The 17,291-nt window shown below is 64.7% G+C and carries 10 protein-coding genes; 2 read left to right on the forward strand and 8 right to left on the reverse strand.

Annotated features, from left to right (window positions below):
* Positions 1 to 5: 5 nt before the first annotated feature.
* The 7 genes from FHR27_RS03825 to FHR27_RS03855 all read right to left on the reverse strand — a co-directional run bounded on the left by FHR27_RS03825 (position 6) and on the right by FHR27_RS03855 (position 8,899).
* The gene (locus FHR27_RS03825) at positions 6 to 1,646 is read right to left on the reverse strand and encodes a BatD family protein (protein ID WP_042552847.1); all 1,641 of its coding nucleotides are present in this window, start codon (positions 1,644 to 1,646) and stop codon (positions 6 to 8) included.
* Entirely contained in the window at positions 1,643 to 3,397 is a 1,755-nt protein-coding gene (locus FHR27_RS03830) for a VWA domain-containing protein (RefSeq protein ID WP_179537829.1), read from the reverse strand. The genes FHR27_RS03825 and FHR27_RS03830 overlap by 4 nt, the downstream gene beginning before the upstream one ends.
* Positions 3,394 to 4,425: a vWA domain-containing protein gene (locus tag FHR27_RS03835; protein ID WP_179537830.1), complete on the reverse strand. Its 1,032-nt coding sequence runs from the start codon at positions 4,423 to 4,425 to the stop codon at positions 3,394 to 3,396. The genes FHR27_RS03830 and FHR27_RS03835 overlap by 4 nt, the downstream gene beginning before the upstream one ends.
* Positions 4,418 to 4,912 carry a DUF4381 domain-containing protein gene (locus FHR27_RS03840; RefSeq protein ID WP_042552850.1) on the reverse strand — a complete coding sequence of 165 codons (495 nt, stop codon included), beginning with the start codon at positions 4,910 to 4,912 and terminating at the stop codon, positions 4,418 to 4,420. Before FHR27_RS03840 ends, FHR27_RS03835 begins: the two co-directional genes overlap by 8 nt.
* On the reverse strand, positions 4,909 to 5,862 hold the full coding sequence (locus FHR27_RS03845) for a DUF58 domain-containing protein (RefSeq protein WP_179537831.1): 954 nt from the start codon (positions 5,860 to 5,862) through the stop codon (positions 4,909 to 4,911). The genes FHR27_RS03840 and FHR27_RS03845 overlap by 4 nt, the downstream gene beginning before the upstream one ends.
* A complete protein-coding gene (locus FHR27_RS03850) occupies positions 5,862 to 6,821 on the reverse strand; it encodes an AAA family ATPase (protein WP_042552852.1) in 960 nt (319 codons plus the stop codon). Before FHR27_RS03850 ends, FHR27_RS03845 begins: the two co-directional genes overlap by 1 nt.
* 194 nt (positions 6,822 to 7,015) lie before the next feature.
* Complete coding sequence (locus FHR27_RS03855; RefSeq protein ID WP_179537832.1) at positions 7,016 to 8,899, reverse strand: methyl-accepting chemotaxis protein; 1,884 nt, start codon at positions 8,897 to 8,899, stop codon at positions 7,016 to 7,018.
* A gap of 564 nt (positions 8,900 to 9,463) precedes the next feature.
* Between FHR27_RS03855 and FHR27_RS03860 the strand changes: the two genes are divergently transcribed.
* On the forward strand, positions 9,464 to 14,332 hold the full coding sequence (locus FHR27_RS03860; RefSeq protein WP_179537833.1) for an NAD-glutamate dehydrogenase: 4,869 nt from the start codon (positions 9,464 to 9,466) through the stop codon (positions 14,330 to 14,332).
* 976 nt (positions 14,333 to 15,308) lie between these two features.
* Here the strand turns inward: FHR27_RS03860 and FHR27_RS03865 are convergent.
* Positions 15,309 to 15,911, reverse strand: a complete 603-nt coding sequence (locus FHR27_RS03865; RefSeq protein ID WP_179537834.1) for a hypothetical protein — start codon at positions 15,909 to 15,911, stop codon at positions 15,309 to 15,311.
* A gap of 293 nt (positions 15,912 to 16,204) precedes the next feature.
* Here FHR27_RS03865 and hppD point away from each other — a divergent pair, with 293 nt between their 5' ends.
* Complete coding sequence (hppD, locus tag FHR27_RS03870; protein ID WP_179537835.1) at positions 16,205 to 17,287, forward strand: 4-hydroxyphenylpyruvate dioxygenase; 1,083 nt, start codon at positions 16,205 to 16,207, stop codon at positions 17,285 to 17,287.
* Positions 17,288 to 17,291: the final 4 nt, after the last annotated feature.

The following is a 17,291-nucleotide window of genomic DNA, read 5'->3' on the forward strand; positions in this document are numbered from 1 at the left end:
CCTGTTCAGCGAGGATAAAGAGGTGGCAACTGGGTGGTTTCCGGGCCGTTTTCCTGAGCGCTTTCGGCTGCCGGCAGCTCGCCGATGGCCTGCCACAGCTGAGCGCCCTGCCAGTGCTGGCCACTTTCGCTGTACAGCGCGCCGTTGAGGCCATCGAGGGCTTCGGACAGCGGTGCGAACCGGGCTGCCATATCGGCCAGGGTTTCCGGTTGCTGGCGTGCCCAGGCGTCGAGGGCCTGGCGGGTGGCCTGGCTGTCGTTGGCCAGGCAGGCGCGCTTGAGATCGTCGAGCAGGGTGCGTGGGCTCGGGCCGCTCTGTGCGGCGCGCTGGATGGCTGGCTGGCGCCGTGCGTGCCACCACAGGCCGAAGCCGAGCACAGTGGTCAGGGCGAACAGCACGCTGCTCAGCTGCCATGGCCACAGCAGGACGTCCTCGACAGGGGCGCTGCGCGGGCGCGGCTCCACCGGTTGCTCCACGCTCATGGCCGGGTCCGCTGCCACTTCCAGGCTGCGTCCCGGGAGGCTGCTGCGCTCCAGGCGGTCTTCGTGGGTGTTCCACCACACCACCTCGACTGCCGGCAGCTCCAGCGTGCCGGCCTTGCTGGCCACCAGGGCCTCACGCTCCTCTCGGCTGCCGATCAGGCCGCGCTCGCTGCTTTCATTGTTCAACTGCGGCTGGTCCGGATAGCGGCGCAGACCGTCCACGGTGGTCGCTGGCAGCGGCGGCAACTGAGCACTTGAGAGTCCGTCGGCCTTGAGCATCAGGCTGCGGGTCAGCGAGTCACCGACCTTGACCTGGCCGGGCTCCGGGCTCCATGCCTCGGCCAGGCTCAGGGCGCGGGCCGGCAGCCAGGGCACGTCAGCGGGGTAATCGGCAGGCTTTGCCTTGACCGTCAGGGGTATTTCCGGGGATTTGACTCGCGTGACCTTGCCGGGGCGCGGCCCGAATGGCAGGTAGTCGTTCTTGTTGGAGCGATCGACCAGGGTGGCGCTGAACACCTGGCCGGGAATCGTCAGCTGGCCGCTCTTCTGCGGGAAGATCGCATAGCGCAGCTCGATCACTCCATGGCGGACGCCGCCAATGTCCTGTTCATAGGTGCGTGGTTCGCCCAGGGATTCGACGCGGGCATCGGCGATTTCCAGCGGCGTCAGGCTGCTGTCGTCGTACAGCGACACGGAGTGGTAGATGCGCAGGGTCAGCACGCTCTGCGCCTGCACGTAGACGCTCTCGTGATCCAGGCTGGCATCGATGAACACCGGTGCCATCTGCTCGTCCGCACTCTTGGTGGTCGACTCCAGCACGTGCAGGCTGATCGGCTGACTCTGCGAGTTGCCCAGGCGCAGCGGAGGCACCACCACATAGCCGCTGTGGCGCGGTCGCAGGGTGACGATCCAGCGTGTGGTGGCGCGGGCTTCGCCATCCAGGGTGGTGAGGCGATTGACCTGGCGGGTGCCGAGCACTTCGAAGAGTTCGTTGAGCGGCGCCAGGTCGGGTTTGCCGAACTGGGTCGAGTCCGTGGACTCCAGTGTCAGGTCGACGCTTTCGCCGAGGTTCAGCCGGCTGCGGTCGACGCTGGCGATAAAGTCCTGCGCGCTGGCCTGAAACGCCAGCAGACAGAGGAGCAGGGTGCAGAGCAGGCGGGTCATCGTGGCTGTTCCTGACGCTGTTGCTGTTCGTACCAGAATTTGCGGCGCAGCAATTCGCCCGGGTCATCGGGGATTTGCCGCAGCCATTGTTCAAGAGCCTGGCGGCGCTCGCCATCGAGCGGTCCATCGACTTCCGCCGTGCCCGTATCGGCCGGTGGTGATGCCGGCGTTTCTGCGTTCTCCCCTGTCTCGGAGGGCTGGCCCGGCGAGGTTTTCGGATCGCTCGGTGGCTGTTGCTCCTGCGGCGTGCCAGGCTGGCCCTGACTGCTCTCTCGCTCGTCCGGTGTAGGCGCCGCAGATTGACCGGGCTGCTGCTGTTCGTCGTGTTCCTCGCGCTGCTGCTCGTCCGGCGGGTCTTTCTGCTGGCTTTGCTGCTGTTCACGCTGGCGCAGCAGTTCTTCCACCAGTGCCTTGTTCTTTTGCGCCTGCAGCAACTGCGGGTCGATTTCCAGCGCGCGTTCGTAGGCGTCCACGGCAGCTTCCAGCTCGTTGCTGCGGGCCAGGGCGTTGCCGCGGTTGTACAGCGACACCGCGCTGTCGCTCTGGGCGAACTGCTCGGCAGCGGCGGCGTAGTCTCCGGCTTGGTAAAGCGCCAGGCCGCGCCACTGCGGATCGTCGAAACGTTCTGCGGCCTCCTTGGGGCGCTGCGCTTCGAGCAGCCGCTGGCCCTGCTGATCGGCACGCAGCCAGAGGTCGTCGAAGCTGAACGCCATGCCCGTCTGCGGGGTGCCCAGCAACAGCAGCGGCAGACACAGCAGCCAGCCGCGGCGCCCGGCGCAGGCCGCCAGCAACAGCAGGGGCAGCAACAGCCAGTAGCCCTGATCGGCCCAGCTGCGCAGTTGCGTCTTGTGGCCATTGTCGCGCAACTGCTGCGGGCCATCGAGCAGGCCGAGGGTACGCAGGTCGCGCTCGTCGAGGCTGATGGCGCGGTATTGGCCGCCGAGCTCGCGAGCGAACCGGCTCAACCCGGCGGTGTCCAGGCGCGGGATGAGGATGGCGCCCTGATCGTCTTTCATGAAGGTGCCGTCTTCCTGGACGATCGGTGCGCCCTCGCTGCTGCCGACACCGAGAATGCGCAGGCGCTCGCCACGGCTGCCGAGCAGCTTGCCGATGGCGCTGCGTTCGCTGTCATCGAGACTGCTGGTGATCAGCAGCAGACGCCCCTGGCCCTGAGCGCCGCCCTCGAGCAATTGCAGAGCCTTGGCCACAGCCAGGTCGGCGCGCTTGCCCGGTTCCGGCATGATCGATGGCTTGAGCGCTTCGAGGAGGTTGCGGCTGGTGCCCAGGTCGTCCGACAGCGGTACCACGGTGTGGGCGCTACCGGCGTACACCACGATGGCGGTCTGTGCGTCACCGCGGGCCTGCAGCAGATCGAGCAGTTTGCGGCGGGCCTGGGCCAGGCGGTTGGGCGAGGCGTCGCTGGCCAGCATCTGCGGGGTCAGTTCGAGCATCACCACCAGCGGATCGGCCGGCTTCATGTCGTTCTGTTCCACCCGCTGCCAACTGGGGCCGAGCAGCGCCAGGATGGCCAGCAGCCAGGCCAGACCGAGGGCGATCCACGGCAGGCGACTGCTGCGACCGCGGCCGCCGCGTAGCAGCACGGCATGGAAGGCAGGCGGCAACAACGTCTGCCAGCGGCCGCTGCGTTTTTCCCGATGGGTGAGCAGCCACAGCAGCCAGGCCATCAAGGGCAGCAGCAACAACCACCAGGGGCGCAGCAGGTGGGGCCACAGGCCGGCGAATTCGCTCATGGTGCCTTGCGCCTCAGCCGCTGGGTGAGGGTTAGCCGCTGCTGACGCAGCTGTGGCCACAGGCTACGCATCACCAATGCCAGGCTGAGCACCACGGCCGCAGCCAGGGGCCATGAGTAGAGCGCCAGGGCAGGGCGCGCCAGGGTCGGTTGCTGGGCCACCGGCTCGAGGCGGTCGAGGGTCGCTTCGATGGCCTGCAATTCGTTCTGATCGCGGGCGCGGAAGTACTCGCCGCCGGTGAGTTCGGCAATCGCGCACAGGGTCGGCTCGTCCAGATCCAGGCTGGGATTGAAGCCGAACGCCGCGAAGTTGCCGCCCTGCTGCGGGTCGGCGCCAATCCCGATGGGGTAGATGGTCACACCTTCTTCCGCGGCCAGGCGGGCGGCGATCATCGGCTCGATTTCGCCGCCGTTGTTGGCGCCATCGGTGATCAGCACCAGCACGCGGCTGTGCGCCGGCCGCTGACGCAGCCGTTTGACCGCCAGGCCGATGGCGTCGCCGATGGCGGTGTTCTTGCCGGCGATGCCGATCACCGCTTCGTCGAGCCAGGTGCGCACGGTCTGCCGGTCGAAGGTCAGCGGCGCCTGCAGGTAGGCCTGGCTGCCGAACAGGATCAGCCCGAGCCGGTCGCCGGTGCGACCTTCGATGAAATCGCCCATCAGGTGTTTGACCAACACCAGGCGGCTGACTTCCTCGTCTTCCCAGCGCATGTCGGCGTAATCCATCGAGCCGGATACGTCCACGGCGATCAGCAGATCACGCCCGCTGGCCGGCAACGGCAGCGGCTCGCCGACCCATTCCGGGCGTGCTGTTGCGCTCAGCAGCAGGAGCCAGAGCAGGGCGAAATACACCTGTTTCCTCCAGGGCGGCAGTTGCAGGCGAGCACGTCGACCGGACAGGTTTTCCAGTTCGCCGAGGAAACTCACCTGCAACGCGGCCTCGCCGCTGTCGGCTGGTGGCAGCCACATGCGCAGCAGCCAGGGCAGCGGCGCGAGCAGAAAGATCCACGGCCAGGCGAACTCAAACATGCTTGCGAATCCAGATGGCGACGGCCCCGTTGAGGCCCTCGATGGCCTTGTCGTCCAGCGTGCACTGTGGCTTGTAGGCGCCTTCGACCAGAATCATCCAGCGGGTCAGGCCGGCGGCCGGGCAGCGGTTGTCGAGAAACGCCAGCCAGGCCCGGCTGCTCAGGGTATGGCTGTGGCTGTCCGGGTAACGTTCGCGGCACAGGCGCTTGAGCAAACCGTTGATCTGTTGCAGCCAGGGCCCGGCAGGGGCGCCGTCGTAAGGTTTGCTGAGGCGTTGCAGTTCCTGCAGGGCCGCCTCGCGCAGCGGGTCCAGGGGCTGTTCGGCGGCCTGCCTGCGGGTGGGTTTGGGCAGCCGCTTGAGCAGGCGCCAGGCGCCCCATGCCAACAGCGGCAACAGCAGGGCGAGCAGCCACCAGCCAGGTGCGGGCGGCCACCAGCCAACGGCGGCCGGGGCGATCAGCGGCTGCAGTTGATCGAGCGGGTTCATGCCGATTTACCGGGGCGCAGGTTGTTCAGGTGTTCACGCAACTGCTCGACCAGCTCATGGCGAGTGGACAACGACAGCAGCGGCACCCCGAGCTTCTGCGCCAGGCGCTGCCAGCGTGCCTGACGGGCCTGCGCCTGGGCTGCGTAGCTGTGCTGCAGGTTGGCATCTTCGGTGTCCACTTCCAGTTGGGCGTCACCATCGGCGAAACGCAGCAGGCCGGATGCCGGCAGGGCGTGGTCGAGCGGGTCGGAGACCGGCAGCAGCAACAGGTCGGTATGCCTGGCGAGCAGGATCAGCTGTTGTTCGCTGCTGTCGCTCAAGGTGCGTTCGTCGCAAAGAATCACCACCAGGCTGCCGGGGCGCAGCACTTCCCGGGCCCGGCGCAGGGCCTGACCGAAGCTGTCCCGGTAGACCGGTGCCTCGCCGTCCAGCGCCTGGTTGGCACGGGCCAGGCGGCTGAGCAGTTGCAGCAGGCTCTGTTTGCTGCGCCGCGGTTTGATTTCGTGATGGTCCTGGCCGCCGAATACCAGGCCACCAATGCGATCGTTATGGCCCAGTGCGGCCCAGCCGATCAGCCCGGCGGCACGGGCGGCCAGCACCGATTTGAACATCAGGCCGGAGCCGAAGAACAACTGGCGGCTCTGCTCCACGAGAATGTAGATCGGCCGCTCGCGTTCTTCGTGGAACAGCTTGGTATGCGGCTCCTGAGTGCGTGCGGTAACGCGCCAGTCGATGGTGCGCACGTCGTCACCGGGTTGGTAGACCCGCACCTGATCGAAGTCCACACCGCGCCCGCGCAGCTTCGAATGGTGCAGGCCGATCAGCGGGCTGCGCCTGCCAGGCGAGGAAAACAGCTGCACTTCACGCACGCGGTGGCGCATGTCGATGAGTTGGTTGAGATCGGTACGGATGCCCGCCAGCAGCTCAGGGTTATCCGCGGGCGATTGCATCAGGCTACCGCGACCACGTCGAGGATGCGCTGGATGACCCGATCCTGATCGATGCCCGAGGCTTCCGCCTCGAACGACAGGATGATGCGGTGGCGCAGCACGTCGAACAGCACCGCCTGGATATCTTCCGGGCTGACGAAGTCGCGGCCGGCCAGCCAGGCATGGGCGCGCGCGCAGCGGTCCAGGGCGATGGAGCCACGCGGGCTGGAGCCGTGGGCGATCCACTCGGCCAGCTCGGTGTCGAACTTGCCCGGGGTGCGTGAGGCCATGACCAGCTGCACCAGGTATTCCTCTACCGCATCGGCCATGTACAGGCCGAGAATTTCCTTGCGCGCCGCGAAGATCGCCTGCTGGCTGAGGCGATGATCGGGCTTGGTTTCACCGTGCAGCGCCTCGCCACGGGCCTGGGCGAGGATTTTGCGTTCCACGTTGGCATCGGGGAAGCCGATCTTCACGTGCATCAGGAAGCGGTCGAGCTGCGCCTCGGGAAGCGGGTAGGTGCCTTCCTGCTCGATCGGGTTCTGGGTGGCCATGACCAGAAACAGTGGCGACAGATCGTAGGTGCTACGGCCCACCGACACCTGACGCTCGGCCATGGCCTCGAGCAGTGCCGACTGTACCTTGGCTGGCGCCCGGTTGATCTCGTCGGCGAGCACCAGGTTATGGAAGATCGGCCCCTGCTGGAACACGAAACTGCCGGTTTCCGGTCGATAGATCTCGGTGCCGGTGATGTCGGCAGGCAGCAGGTCCGGGGTGAACTGGATACGGTGGAACTCGGCTTCGATACCTTCGGCCAGCTCCTTGATCGCTTTGGTCTTGGCCAGGCCCGGGGCGCCTTCGACCAGCATGTGGCCGTCAGCGAGCAGGGCGATCAACAGGCGATCGATGAGCTTTTCCTGACCGAGGATCTGGCTGGCCAGGAAGTGGCGAAGGGCGAGCAGCGCGTCTCTGTGTTCCATAGGTTTTCCAGGATGGAAATCGCGAGCGACGACCCCGCTCGTCAGGGCCGACCATGATAATCGAAGGCAGGGGGGTTAAGCCATGCGGGGCATGCTCTGTTGCGCATATCGCCACCCTGCGGTGCTTCGATCGTGTGCCTGGTCACGTATCCGGCCAGCCGCTGCGCCATTGGCGCATGCGGCTGGCGATCCATTCAGGCGATGCGGAACCGATTGGCGCTGTGATTGAGGGCTTCGACCTGACGCGACAGGCCCTGGGTATGTTCGTCGAGGCTCAGGCGCAGGGTCTTGGTCCTGCCGGTGTGCAGGTTGATGTCCTCGACCTTGGCGGCGATCTCCTCGGTGGTGCTGGATATCTGCTCGATGGCGACCACCACCTGATTCATCTCCGTGCTCAGGTGTTCCATGGAGCCGGTGATGCCGTCGATGGCCAGGGCCACTTCGCCGGAGCTGCGCTCGCCCTGTTCGGCGAGGTTCAGGCCGCTGACCATCAATTGATCCATCCGCTGGGTCTGCTGGCGCAGCTCGTTGACGATCAGCGCGATGTCGGTGGTGGCGGCCACGGTCTTCTGGGCCAGGGAGCGTACTTCGTCTGCCACCACCGAGAAGCCACGGCCCGCTTCCCCGGCCCGGGCTGCCTCGATGGCAGCGTTGAGGGCGAGCAGGTTGGTCTGGTCGGCCAGGCCGTTGATCACGTCGATGATGCTGGTGACCTTACCGCTGGACTGGGTGAGGGCGGTGACCTGGGTGTGGGTGTCCTGAATCAGCTGCGAGAGGTGACGCATGTTGTCGGCGCTGGCGACGATCACCGTGGCGCCGTTGCGCGCCGACTGGTAGGCGGCCTGGGTGGCGTTGCCGACATCGGTGGTGCGCTGGGCCATTTCGTTGACCGTGGCGGAAATCTGCTGGGAAGCCGAGGCCGCCTGTTCGGTCTGCATTTCCACCTGCGTGCTGTTTTCCTCCAGGCGGCGCATCGCCTCGTTGAGGTAACTGTGCAGGTGGTTGAGCTCCCGGTTGCCATCGACCACCTGGCGAATCACCCCGGCGATGCCCTGAGTCATCTGGTTGGAGGCGCTGCCCAGCTGGTTGAACTCGTCACGCGGGTTGACGCCCACGTCGATACGCGCGGTGAGGTTGCCGGCGGCCACCTGGGACAGCAGCCGATTGACCTTGTCCAGCTGCGCCATCAGCAGGCGCGAGGCCTGGCTCAGGGTGACCAGCATGAACAGCGAAACCAGCACGAAGGTCAGCGCCATCGTCCAGTTGGCCGTGCTGCGTGCCTGCTCGGCCTGGCGCGTGGTGGCGCTCAGTACGTTCTGCTGCAGGTACAGGTTCTGGGCGTCGATGCTTTCTTCGACCTGGCGACCCTGCTCGAACAGATGCTTCTCGGTGGCGGCGATGCGCCGGATCAGTGCGTCCGCCGTTGCGAAGTCCGCGGTATAGGTGCTGACCGCCTTGCCGACCTGACTGTCCTGCCATTCCAACTCGATGATGCGTGCCTGCAGATCGCTCAGGGCTGCCTGCACGCGTCCGGCGTAGGCCGCATCGAAGGTGGCCAGGTAATCGCGCTGGTTGCTCAGGGCCTCGGCAATCGAGGCCTGAATCAGGCTGATGCTCACGCGCTCGAGGCCTTTGCCGCTTTCGGCGAGCCTGGCACGTTGCCCGGTGAAGGGGGTGAGGCCGAGTTCGTGGGACTGTTCCAGCCAGTTCTGCTGCAGGCGTATGTCGTCCTGCAGCAGTTCGTCGATGTACCGGGCGCTATCGATCAGCGAGGCGTCATTCAAACCTCCGGCGTGCTCGACGTATTGGCGCGCCAGATCGCCAAGCGAGGCGAGGCTGGCCTGGAAATCGGCTTCGCCCTCTGGCGTCAGGCGGCGTCGTTCGGCGCCCAGTTTGAGCCATTGATTCATCAGGGTAGCCGAGGCGCCGGCATAGGCCGTGGCGTTCTCCCGGGCCTGCAGGGCGTTGTCGAGTTTCTGGCTGGCCCAGAACGAGGACGCGGTCATCAGCGCGAGGCTGGAGAGGGTGATGACAATCAGCAGACGAAACTTCTGCTTCCAGGAGAGGAAGAACGGCATGGGGTAGTGTCCATTTGGCATTATTTTTATTGACGCCAGACTTTAGGCGCTGTGCCACTACAGTGCAAGAAGTTGTACGACGTCTGCTTTGCTGGAGATCGTGTGAACGAAAATGTCGCCGCACGGCAAGCGTCAGCGCCTGCACTGTCGTTAAGCTCAGGTGGCCTCTGTGACCGAGAAGTCATCGTTCGAACACTCTGGCAAAGCGGCTGAGCGGGCAATTTCGGGTCGCTGCGCTAAGGTTGAACTCGGACATGGAACACGAATCGCAAAGGAGGGGCTGTTGTCGTTTCAGCACGACCGCGCCGGAGCCTGTTTTGCCGCGAGGCAAGGCACGAGACGCGAAGTTTGGTATTCCAAATGAGTGGCGAGAAACGCTGACTCGCGGCAAAACAGGCCCGGTCCTGCGGGTTGTGCGAGAAATTTCGCCATGCGTTGTTGGAGGGCTTGGCAAGGGAACACCATTCCCGGCGTCCTCCGCCTAGCCTGGCGAGATTTCTCGCTACAACGCGGTTCGTACTGAAACGACAACAGCCCCTCATAGCCCATAGACGGAGCAAAAACATGGCGTTCTTCACCGCGGCCAGCAAAGCCGACTTTCAGCATCAACTGCAAGCGGCCCTGGCGCAGCATGTCAGTGAGCAGGATCTGCCACGAGTGGCCCTGTTCGCTGAACAGTTCTTCGGCATCATCGCCCTCGAGGAACTGACGCAACGGCGTCTTTCCGACCTGGTTGGTTGCACCCTTTCTGCCTGGCGCCTGCTGGCCAGTTTCGATCCTGCCCAGCCCCAGGTACGCGTGTTCAACCCCGACTATGAAAAGCATGGCTGGCAAAGCACGCACACCGGCATCGAAGTGTTGCACCCGGACATCCCGTTCCTCGTCGACTCCGTGCGTATCGAACTCAAGCGCCGCGGTTACAGCATCCATACCCTGCAGAACAGCGTGCTCAGCGTGCGTCGCGACGCTCAGGGCGCGCTCATCGATCTGCTGCCCAAGGGCAGTACCGGCCCGGATGTCACGCGCGAATCGCTGATGTTCCTGGAAATCAACCGTTGCGCCAGCAACGCCGAGATCAAATCGCTGCAGAAGACTCTGCTCGAAGTGCTCGAAGAAGTGCGCCTCTCCGTTGCCGATTTCCAGCCGATGAAGGCCAAGGCTCAGGAACTGCTGACCAAGCTGGGCGACGGCACCCTTGGCCGCGGCCAGAGCGAAGTCGCCGAGCTGGACGAGATCAAGGTGTTTCTCGACTGGCTGCAGGACGACCACTTCACCTTCCTCGGTTACGAGGAGTTCACCGTTCACGACGACGCCGTCGGTGGCTACCTGCAGTACGACGAAAGCTCGCTGCTGGGCCTTTCCAAGCGCCTGCGCAGCGGTCTGAGCCAGGACGACCTGCGCATCGAGCCCTACGCCCTGGCGTACTTGCGCGAACCCAGCCTGCTGTCCTTCGCCAAGGCCGCGCAGCCGAGCCGCGTGCACCGTCCGGCCTACCCGGATTTCGTTTCCATCCGTGAAATCGACGGCGAAGGCAAGGTGGTCAAGGAGTACCGTTTCCTCGGCATCTACACCTCCACCGCATACAGCGAGAGCGTGCGCGAGATTCCCTACATTCGCCGCAAGGTCGCCGATGTGGAGAAACGCTCCGGTTTCATCTCCCAGGGCCACCTGAGCAAGGAGCTGGTCAAGGTCCTCGAAGTGCTGCCGCGCGATGATCTGTTCCAGACGCCGGTAGACGAGCTGGCCAGCACCGCGCTGTCGATCGTGCAGATTCAGGAGCGCAACAAGGTTCGTCTGTTTCTGCGTTTCGACCCCTACGGCCGTTTCGTTTATGCGCTGGCGTACGTGCCGCGCGACATCTATTCCACCGAGACCCGCCTGCGCATTCAGCAGGTGCTGGTCGACCGTCTGCAGGCCAGCGATTGCGAGTTCTGGACCTACTTCTCCGAGTCGGTATTGGCCCGTGTGCAGTTCATCCTGCGTGTGGACCCGAAGACCAAGCTGGACATCGACCCGCAGCAGCTCGAGCGCGAGGTCATTCAGGCCTGCCGTTCCTGGACCGATGACTACGCCTCCCTGGTGGTGGAGAACTTCGGTGAAGCCAAGGGCACTCGCGTACTTACCGACTTCCCGAAAAGCTTCCCGGCCGGTTACCGCGAGCGCTTCCCGGCGCATTCGGCGGTGGTCGACATGCAGCACCTGCGCAGCCTCTCCGAGGAGCGCCCGCTGGTCATGAGTTTCTACCAGCCGCTGGTGCCGGGTGAGCGCCAGTTGCACTGCAAGCTGTATCACGCCGATACGCCGCTGGCGCTGTCCGACGTGCTGCCGATCCTGGAGAACCTCGGCCTGCGCGTGCTCGGTGAGTTCCCCTATCGCCTGCAGCACCAGAACGGTCGCGAGTTCTGGATTCACGATTTCGCCTTCACCTATGCCGAGGGCATCAAGCTCGACATCCAGCAGCTCAACGACACCCTGCAGGACGCTTTCGTGCACATCGTGCGCGGCGACGCCGAGAACGATGCCTTCAACCGCCTGGTACTGACCGCCGGCCTGCCATGGCGCGACGTGGCGCTGCTGCGTGCCTACGCCCGTTACCTGAAGCAGATCCGTCTGGGCTTCGACCTTGGCTACATCGCCAACACCCTGCTCAATCATGCCGATATCGCTCGCGAGCTGGTGCGTCTGTTCAAGACCCGCTTCTACCTCGCCCGCAAGCTCGGCGCCGATGACCTGCAGGACAAGCAGAACAAGCTGGAACAGGCGATTCTCGGTGCCCTGGACAACGTCGCGGTGCTCAACGAAGACCGCATCCTGCGTCGCTACCTGGATCTGATCAAGGCGACCCTGCGTACCAACTTCTATCAGCCCGATGCCCAGGGTGAGGCGAAGCATTACTTCAGCTTCAAGTTCAACCCGAGCGCGATCCCCGAACTGCCGCGACCCGTGCCGAAGTTCGAGATTTTCGTCTACTCGCCGCGCGTCGAAGGCGTGCACCTGCGCTTCGGCAACGTCGCGCGGGGCGGTCTGCGCTGGTCCGACCGTGAAGAGGACTTCCGTACCGAAGTGCTCGGCCTGGTCAAGGCGCAGCAGGTCAAGAACGCGGTAATCGTGCCGGTCGGTGCCAAGGGTGGTTTCGTGCCGCGTCGCCTGCCTCTGGGCGGCGGTCGTGACGAGATCCAGGCCGAGGCCATCGCCTGCTACCGCATCTTCATCAGCGGGCTGCTCGACATCACCGACAACCTCAAGGACGGTGACGTCGCGCCACCGGCCAACGTGGTACGCCACGACGTCGATGACCCCTATCTGGTCGTCGCCGCCGACAAGGGCACCGCGACCTTCTCCGACATCGCCAACGGCATTGCCGGCGAATACGGCTTCTGGCTGGGCGATGCCTTCGCCTCGGGCGGTTCTGCCGGTTACGACCACAAGGGCATGGGCATCACCGCCAAGGGCGGCTGGGTTTCCGTGCAGCGTCATTTCCGCGAGCGCGGTATCGACGTGCAGAAGGACCTGACCACCGTGATCGGTATCGGCGACATGGCCGGTGACGTATTCGGCAACGGCCTGCTGCTGTCCGAATCGCTGCAGATGGTCGCAGCGTTCAACCACCTGCACATTTTCATCGACCCGAATCCCGATGCGGCGCGCAGCTTCATCGAGCGCAAGCGTCTGTTCGATCTGCCGCGTTCGAGCTGGGCCGACTACGACACCTCGCTGATTTCCCAGGGCGGTGGCATCTTCCTGCGCAGCGCCAAGAGCATCGCCATCAGCCCGGAAATGAAGGCCCGTTTCGACATCCAGGCCGACAAGCTGGCACCTACCGAGCTGCTCAATGCACTGCTCAAGGCACCGGTGGATCTGATCTGGAACGGTGGTATCGGTACCTACGTCAAATCCAGCCGGGAAAGCCATGCGGACGTCGGCGACAAGGCCAACGACCTGCTGCGCGTCGACGGTCGTGAACTGCGCGCCAAGGTGGTGGGCGAGGGCGGCAACCTGGGCATGACCCAGCTCGGCCGTGTCGAGTTCGGCCTCAACGGCGGCGCCAGCAACACCGATTTCATCGACAACGCCGGTGGTGTGGACTGCTCCGACCACGAGGTGAACATCAAGATCCTGCTCAACGAGATTGTCACCGCCGGCGACATGACCGGCAAGCAGCGCAACACGCTGCTCGCCGAGATGACCGAAGACGTCGGCAATCTGGTGTTGGGCAACAACTACAAGCAGACCCAGGCCCTGTCGCTCGCCGAGCGTCGTGCCCGTGAGCGTCAGGGTGAATACAAGCGCCTCATGGCGGCCATGGAAGCGACCGGCAAGCTCGACCGTGCCCTGGAATTCCTGCCTACCGAAGAGGAGCTCAACGAGCGCGCCACCAAGGGCCAGGGCCTGACCCGTCCTGAGCTCTCGGTGCTGATTTCCTACAGCAAGATCGAGCTGCAGGAGTCGCTGATCAAGTCCGACATCGCCGACGACGATTACCTGGCCCGCGAAATGGAGACCGCCTTCCCGCCGCGCCTGGCCCAGCAGTATGGCGAGGCCATGCGCCGTCACCGCCTCAAGCGCGAGATCGTCAGCACGCAGATCGCCAACGACCTGGTCAACCACATGGGCATCACCTTCGTGCAGCGCCTGAAGGAGTCCACCGGGGTGGGTTCGGCGCAGGTAGCCGCTGCCTACGTCGTGGTGCGTGACGTGTTCCACCTGCCGTTCTGGTGGCGGCAGATCGAGGCCCTGGACAACCAGGTGCCGGCCGATCTGCAACTGACCATGATGGATGAGCTGATGCGCCTCGGCCGTCGTGCCACTCGCTGGTACCTGCGCAGCCGTCGCAACGACCTGGACGCTGCCCGCGACGTCGCCCACCTCGGCCCACGGGTCAAGGCCTTGGCCATGCGTCTGGACGAACTGCTCGAAGGGCCGGCTCGCGACCAGTGGATGGCGCGCTACCAGACCTACGTTGAAGCCGGTGTGCCGGAGCTGCTGTCCCGCGTGGTGGCGGGCACGGGGCACCTGTACACGCTGCTGCCGATCATCGAATCGGCAGACCTCACCGGCCGCGAGCCCACCGAAGTGGCCTCGGCGTACTTCGCCGTTGCCGACGCGCTGGATCTGTCGTGGTACCTGCAGCAGATCAGCGGCCTGAGCGTGGAAAGCAACTGGCAGGCCCTGGCCCGCGAGGCATTCCGCGATGACCTGGATGCCCAGCAACGGGCCATCACGGTGTCCGTGCTGCAACTGCCGGGCGGCCCGGAGTCCATCGAGGAGCGCGTCGAAGCCTGGCTGGAGCAGAACCGTCGCCTGGTCGACCGCTGGAAGGCCATGCTGGCCGAGCTGCGCTCTGCCTCCGGGAGCGATTACGCCATGTACGCCGTGGCCAATCGCGAACTGAGCGATCTGGCGCAAAGCCAGCTGCCGGTGTTGCCCGCGTGATCCACTGAGCTAGCGCAACAAACGAAAACGCCCCGACTGGTTCGGGGCTTTTTTTATCTGCGATTCCTCCGGCCGGATCATCCGCGTCGGCCATCCGATTCGCCCGCAAGCGGGCTCCTACAGAACCGGGGTGTTCGCTGGTTGGGCGGCGGGCTCGATCGCGTAGGAGCCCGCTTGCGGGCGATGGAGTTGTGGCCGCACCGCGACACCCGCGTTGGCACCGTTTCGGTAGACGCAGCTCCTGGTGCCATCCGCTGCGATTGAGTGAAGCGACACCGGAGACTCTTCTCCGGCAGACCGCTGCCGTCTAGGCCGGATCATCCGCGTCGGCTATCCGATTCGCCCGCAAGCGGGCTCCTACAGGACCGAGGTGTTCGCTGGTTGGGCGGCTGGCTCGATCGCGTAGGAGCCCGCTTGCGGGCGATGGAGTTGTGGCCGCACCGCGATACCCGCGTTGGCCGCATTCCGGTAGACGCAACCCTTGGCGCCATCCACTGTGGTTGAGCGAGGCGACACCGGAGATCCTTCTCCCACAGACCGCTGCCCTCCAGGCCGGATCATGCGCGTCGGCTATCAGATTCGCCCGCAAGCGGGCTCCTACAGGACCGGGGTGTTCGCTGGCTGGGCGGCGGGCTCGATCGCGTAGGAGCCCGCTTGCGGGCGATGGAGTTGTGGCCGTACCGCGATACCCGCGTTGGCCGCATTCCGGTAGACGCAGCTCTTGGCGCCCTTGCGCACCATCTGCCGTGATCCGCTGCGGTTGGGTGGGCAGACCGCTGCCCTCCAGGCCGGATCATGCGCGTCGGCTATCAGATTCGCCCGCAAGCGGGCTCCTACAGGACCGAGGTGTTCGCTGGTTGGGTGGCGGGCTCGATCGCGTAGGAGCCCGCTTGCGGGCGATGGAGTTGTGGCCGTACCGCGATACCCGCGTTGGCACCATTTCGGTAGACGCGCCCTTGAGGCCAGCATTGAAAAACTACTCGTGCGGCAGCTTGCTGCCCCATTGCTGGATCGCCTTGGTGCGTTGCACGCTGGCGTTGACGGCCTTGTCGAGTTCTTCGTTGTAATCATCCAGCCAGCTGCGTGAGCCGGGAATCATGTCGGCGAGGTCGCGCATGCCGTTCTTCAGGGCCTGCAAGCTCTGCTGGAAACTCTGTTCCTGGCCCAGCAGGGTGCGGCCCATGAGCTTCAGCGCGGCGATGTCCTGGGGCGGGGCCGCTGCCGGTGCCGCGGTGGCTGGCGCCGGAGGCGGCGGGGTGGCGGCCAGTTTCAGCAGGGCATCCTGGCGTTTTTGATCCTCTTTGAGGCTGGCCAATTCCGTTTCCAGCGTTTCGGCACGCTTTTGAACGGCGGCGAATGCCTCGGGATCGAAAGGAGGAGGCTCGTCGGCGAGCATCTTCACCACCGCCGAGGTGGCCAGGCTCGATAGCACGATGAACAGCAGCAACGCCAAGCCGAAGATCAGCAGGCGGTTGAGGCGGTTGGCCTTTTCCAGCTTGGCCAGGCGCTCCTCATCGCTGGCGGGGGCGAGATCGAACGCGGCGGGGCTCTCGGCTTCGGAAGGCGTTTCACTGCTCATGGCGGCCTCATGGTTGGCTCATCTTGGATGCTGTCATTCTGGCACGTTTGCAGTTATCTGCCTGTCATTCGGCCATCATCCCGTCGGCAGCCAAATCGACCACGCTGTAACGAAAGGTTTACGAGAGGAGAAGGTCTGTGGCTCTGAAAGCCACGAATACCGTGGCGGGGCCTTCCGATGTATCGATCCGTTGCCACGGCCACGACCTAAGGTCACCTCGCACCCATCCGAGGGCCTTGCCCCTAACACCGGCCTCGACTGTCATGGAGCCATAACGACAACGAGGACAACCCATGAACGCCGTGTCCAGAATCGAACAGCACAACCCCATCGGAACCGACGGTTTCGAGTTCGTCGAATTCACCGCCCCTACTCCGGAAGGCATCGAGCAGCTGCGTCAGCTGTTCACCGCCATGGGCTTCACCGAGACGGCCAGGCACCGCAGCAAGCAGGTCTGGCTGTTCCAGCAGCACGGCGTCAATTTCGTCCTCAATGGCAGCCCGACCGGCCATGTACATGCCTTCGCCGAGAAGCACGGGCCGAGCGCCTGTGCCATGGCCTTCCGGGTTCGCAACGCCGCCCAGGCTGCCGCCTATGTGAAGGAGCAGGGCGCTACCCTGGTCGGCAGCCATGCCAACTTCGGTGAGCTGAACATTCCCTGCGTCGAGGGCATCGGCGGCTCGTTGCTGTATCTGGTCGACCGCTATGGCGAGCACAGCATCTACGACGTGGATTTCGAGTTCATCGAAGGTCGCGGGCCGGACGACAACGCCGTGGGCCTGCAGATGATCGACCACCTCACCCATAACGTGAAACGCGGGCAGATGGACGTCTGGTCGGGCTTCTACGAGCGCATCGCCGGGTTTCGCGAGATCCGTTACTTCGATATCGAAGGCAAGCTCACCGGTCTGGTCTCCCGGGCCATGACCGCGCCCTGCGGCAAGATCCGCATCCCCATCAACGAGTCCGCGGACGACAAGTCGCAGATCGAGGAATTCATCCGCGAGTACCATGGTGAGGGCATCCAGCATATCGCGCTGTCCACCGACGACATCTATGCCACCGTGCGCAAGCTGCAGGCCAACGGCGTGGCGTTCATGAGCACGCCGGACACCTATTACGATAAGGTCGACCAGCGCGTGGCCGGGCATGGCGAGCCGTTGGACGTGCTGCACGACCTGAACCTGCTGATCGATGGCGCGCCAGGTGACGACGGCATCCTGCTGCAGATCTTCACCAATACGGTGATCGGTCCGATCTTCTTCGAGATCATTCAGCGCAAGGGCAATCAGGGCTTCGGCGAGGGTAATTTCAAGGCCCTGTTCGAATCCATCGAAGAGGATCAACTGCGCCGTGGTGTGATCAGCGAGGAGTGAAGCC

Source organism: Pseudomonas flavescens (genome assembly GCF_013408425.1).
GTDB classification, from domain to species: Bacteria; Pseudomonadota; Gammaproteobacteria; order Pseudomonadales; family Pseudomonadaceae; genus Aquipseudomonas; species Aquipseudomonas fulva_A.

Bases quoted from the DNA above. Each gene is read 5' to 3' on its own strand.
- FHR27_RS03825 (WP_042552847.1), bottom strand. From the start codon at position 1,646: ATGACCCGCCTGCTCTGCACCCTGCTCCTCTGTCTGCTGGCGTTTCAG.
- FHR27_RS03830 (WP_179537829.1), bottom strand. From the start codon at position 3,397: ATGAGCGAATTCGCCGGCCTGTGGCCCCACCTGCTGCGCCCCTGGTGG.
- FHR27_RS03835 (WP_179537830.1), bottom strand. From the start codon at position 4,425: ATGTTTGAGTTCGCCTGGCCGTGGATCTTTCTGCTCGCGCCGCTGCCC.
- FHR27_RS03840 (WP_042552850.1), bottom strand. From the start codon at position 4,912: ATGAACCCGCTCGATCAACTGCAGCCGCTGATCGCCCCGGCCGCCGTT.
- FHR27_RS03845 (WP_179537831.1), bottom strand. From the start codon at position 5,862: ATGCAATCGCCCGCGGATAACCCTGAGCTGCTGGCGGGCATCCGTACC.
- FHR27_RS03850 (WP_042552852.1), bottom strand. From the start codon at position 6,821: ATGGAACACAGAGACGCGCTGCTCGCCCTTCGCCACTTCCTGGCCAGC.
- FHR27_RS03855 (WP_179537832.1), bottom strand. From the start codon at position 8,899: ATGCCGTTCTTCCTCTCCTGGAAGCAGAAGTTTCGTCTGCTGATTGTC.
- FHR27_RS03860 (WP_179537833.1), top strand. From the start codon at position 9,464: ATGGCGTTCTTCACCGCGGCCAGCAAAGCCGACTTTCAGCATCAACTG.
- FHR27_RS03865 (WP_179537834.1), bottom strand. From the start codon at position 15,911: ATGAGCAGTGAAACGCCTTCCGAAGCCGAGAGCCCCGCCGCGTTCGAT.
- hppD (WP_179537835.1), top strand. From the start codon at position 16,205: ATGAACGCCGTGTCCAGAATCGAACAGCACAACCCCATCGGAACCGAC.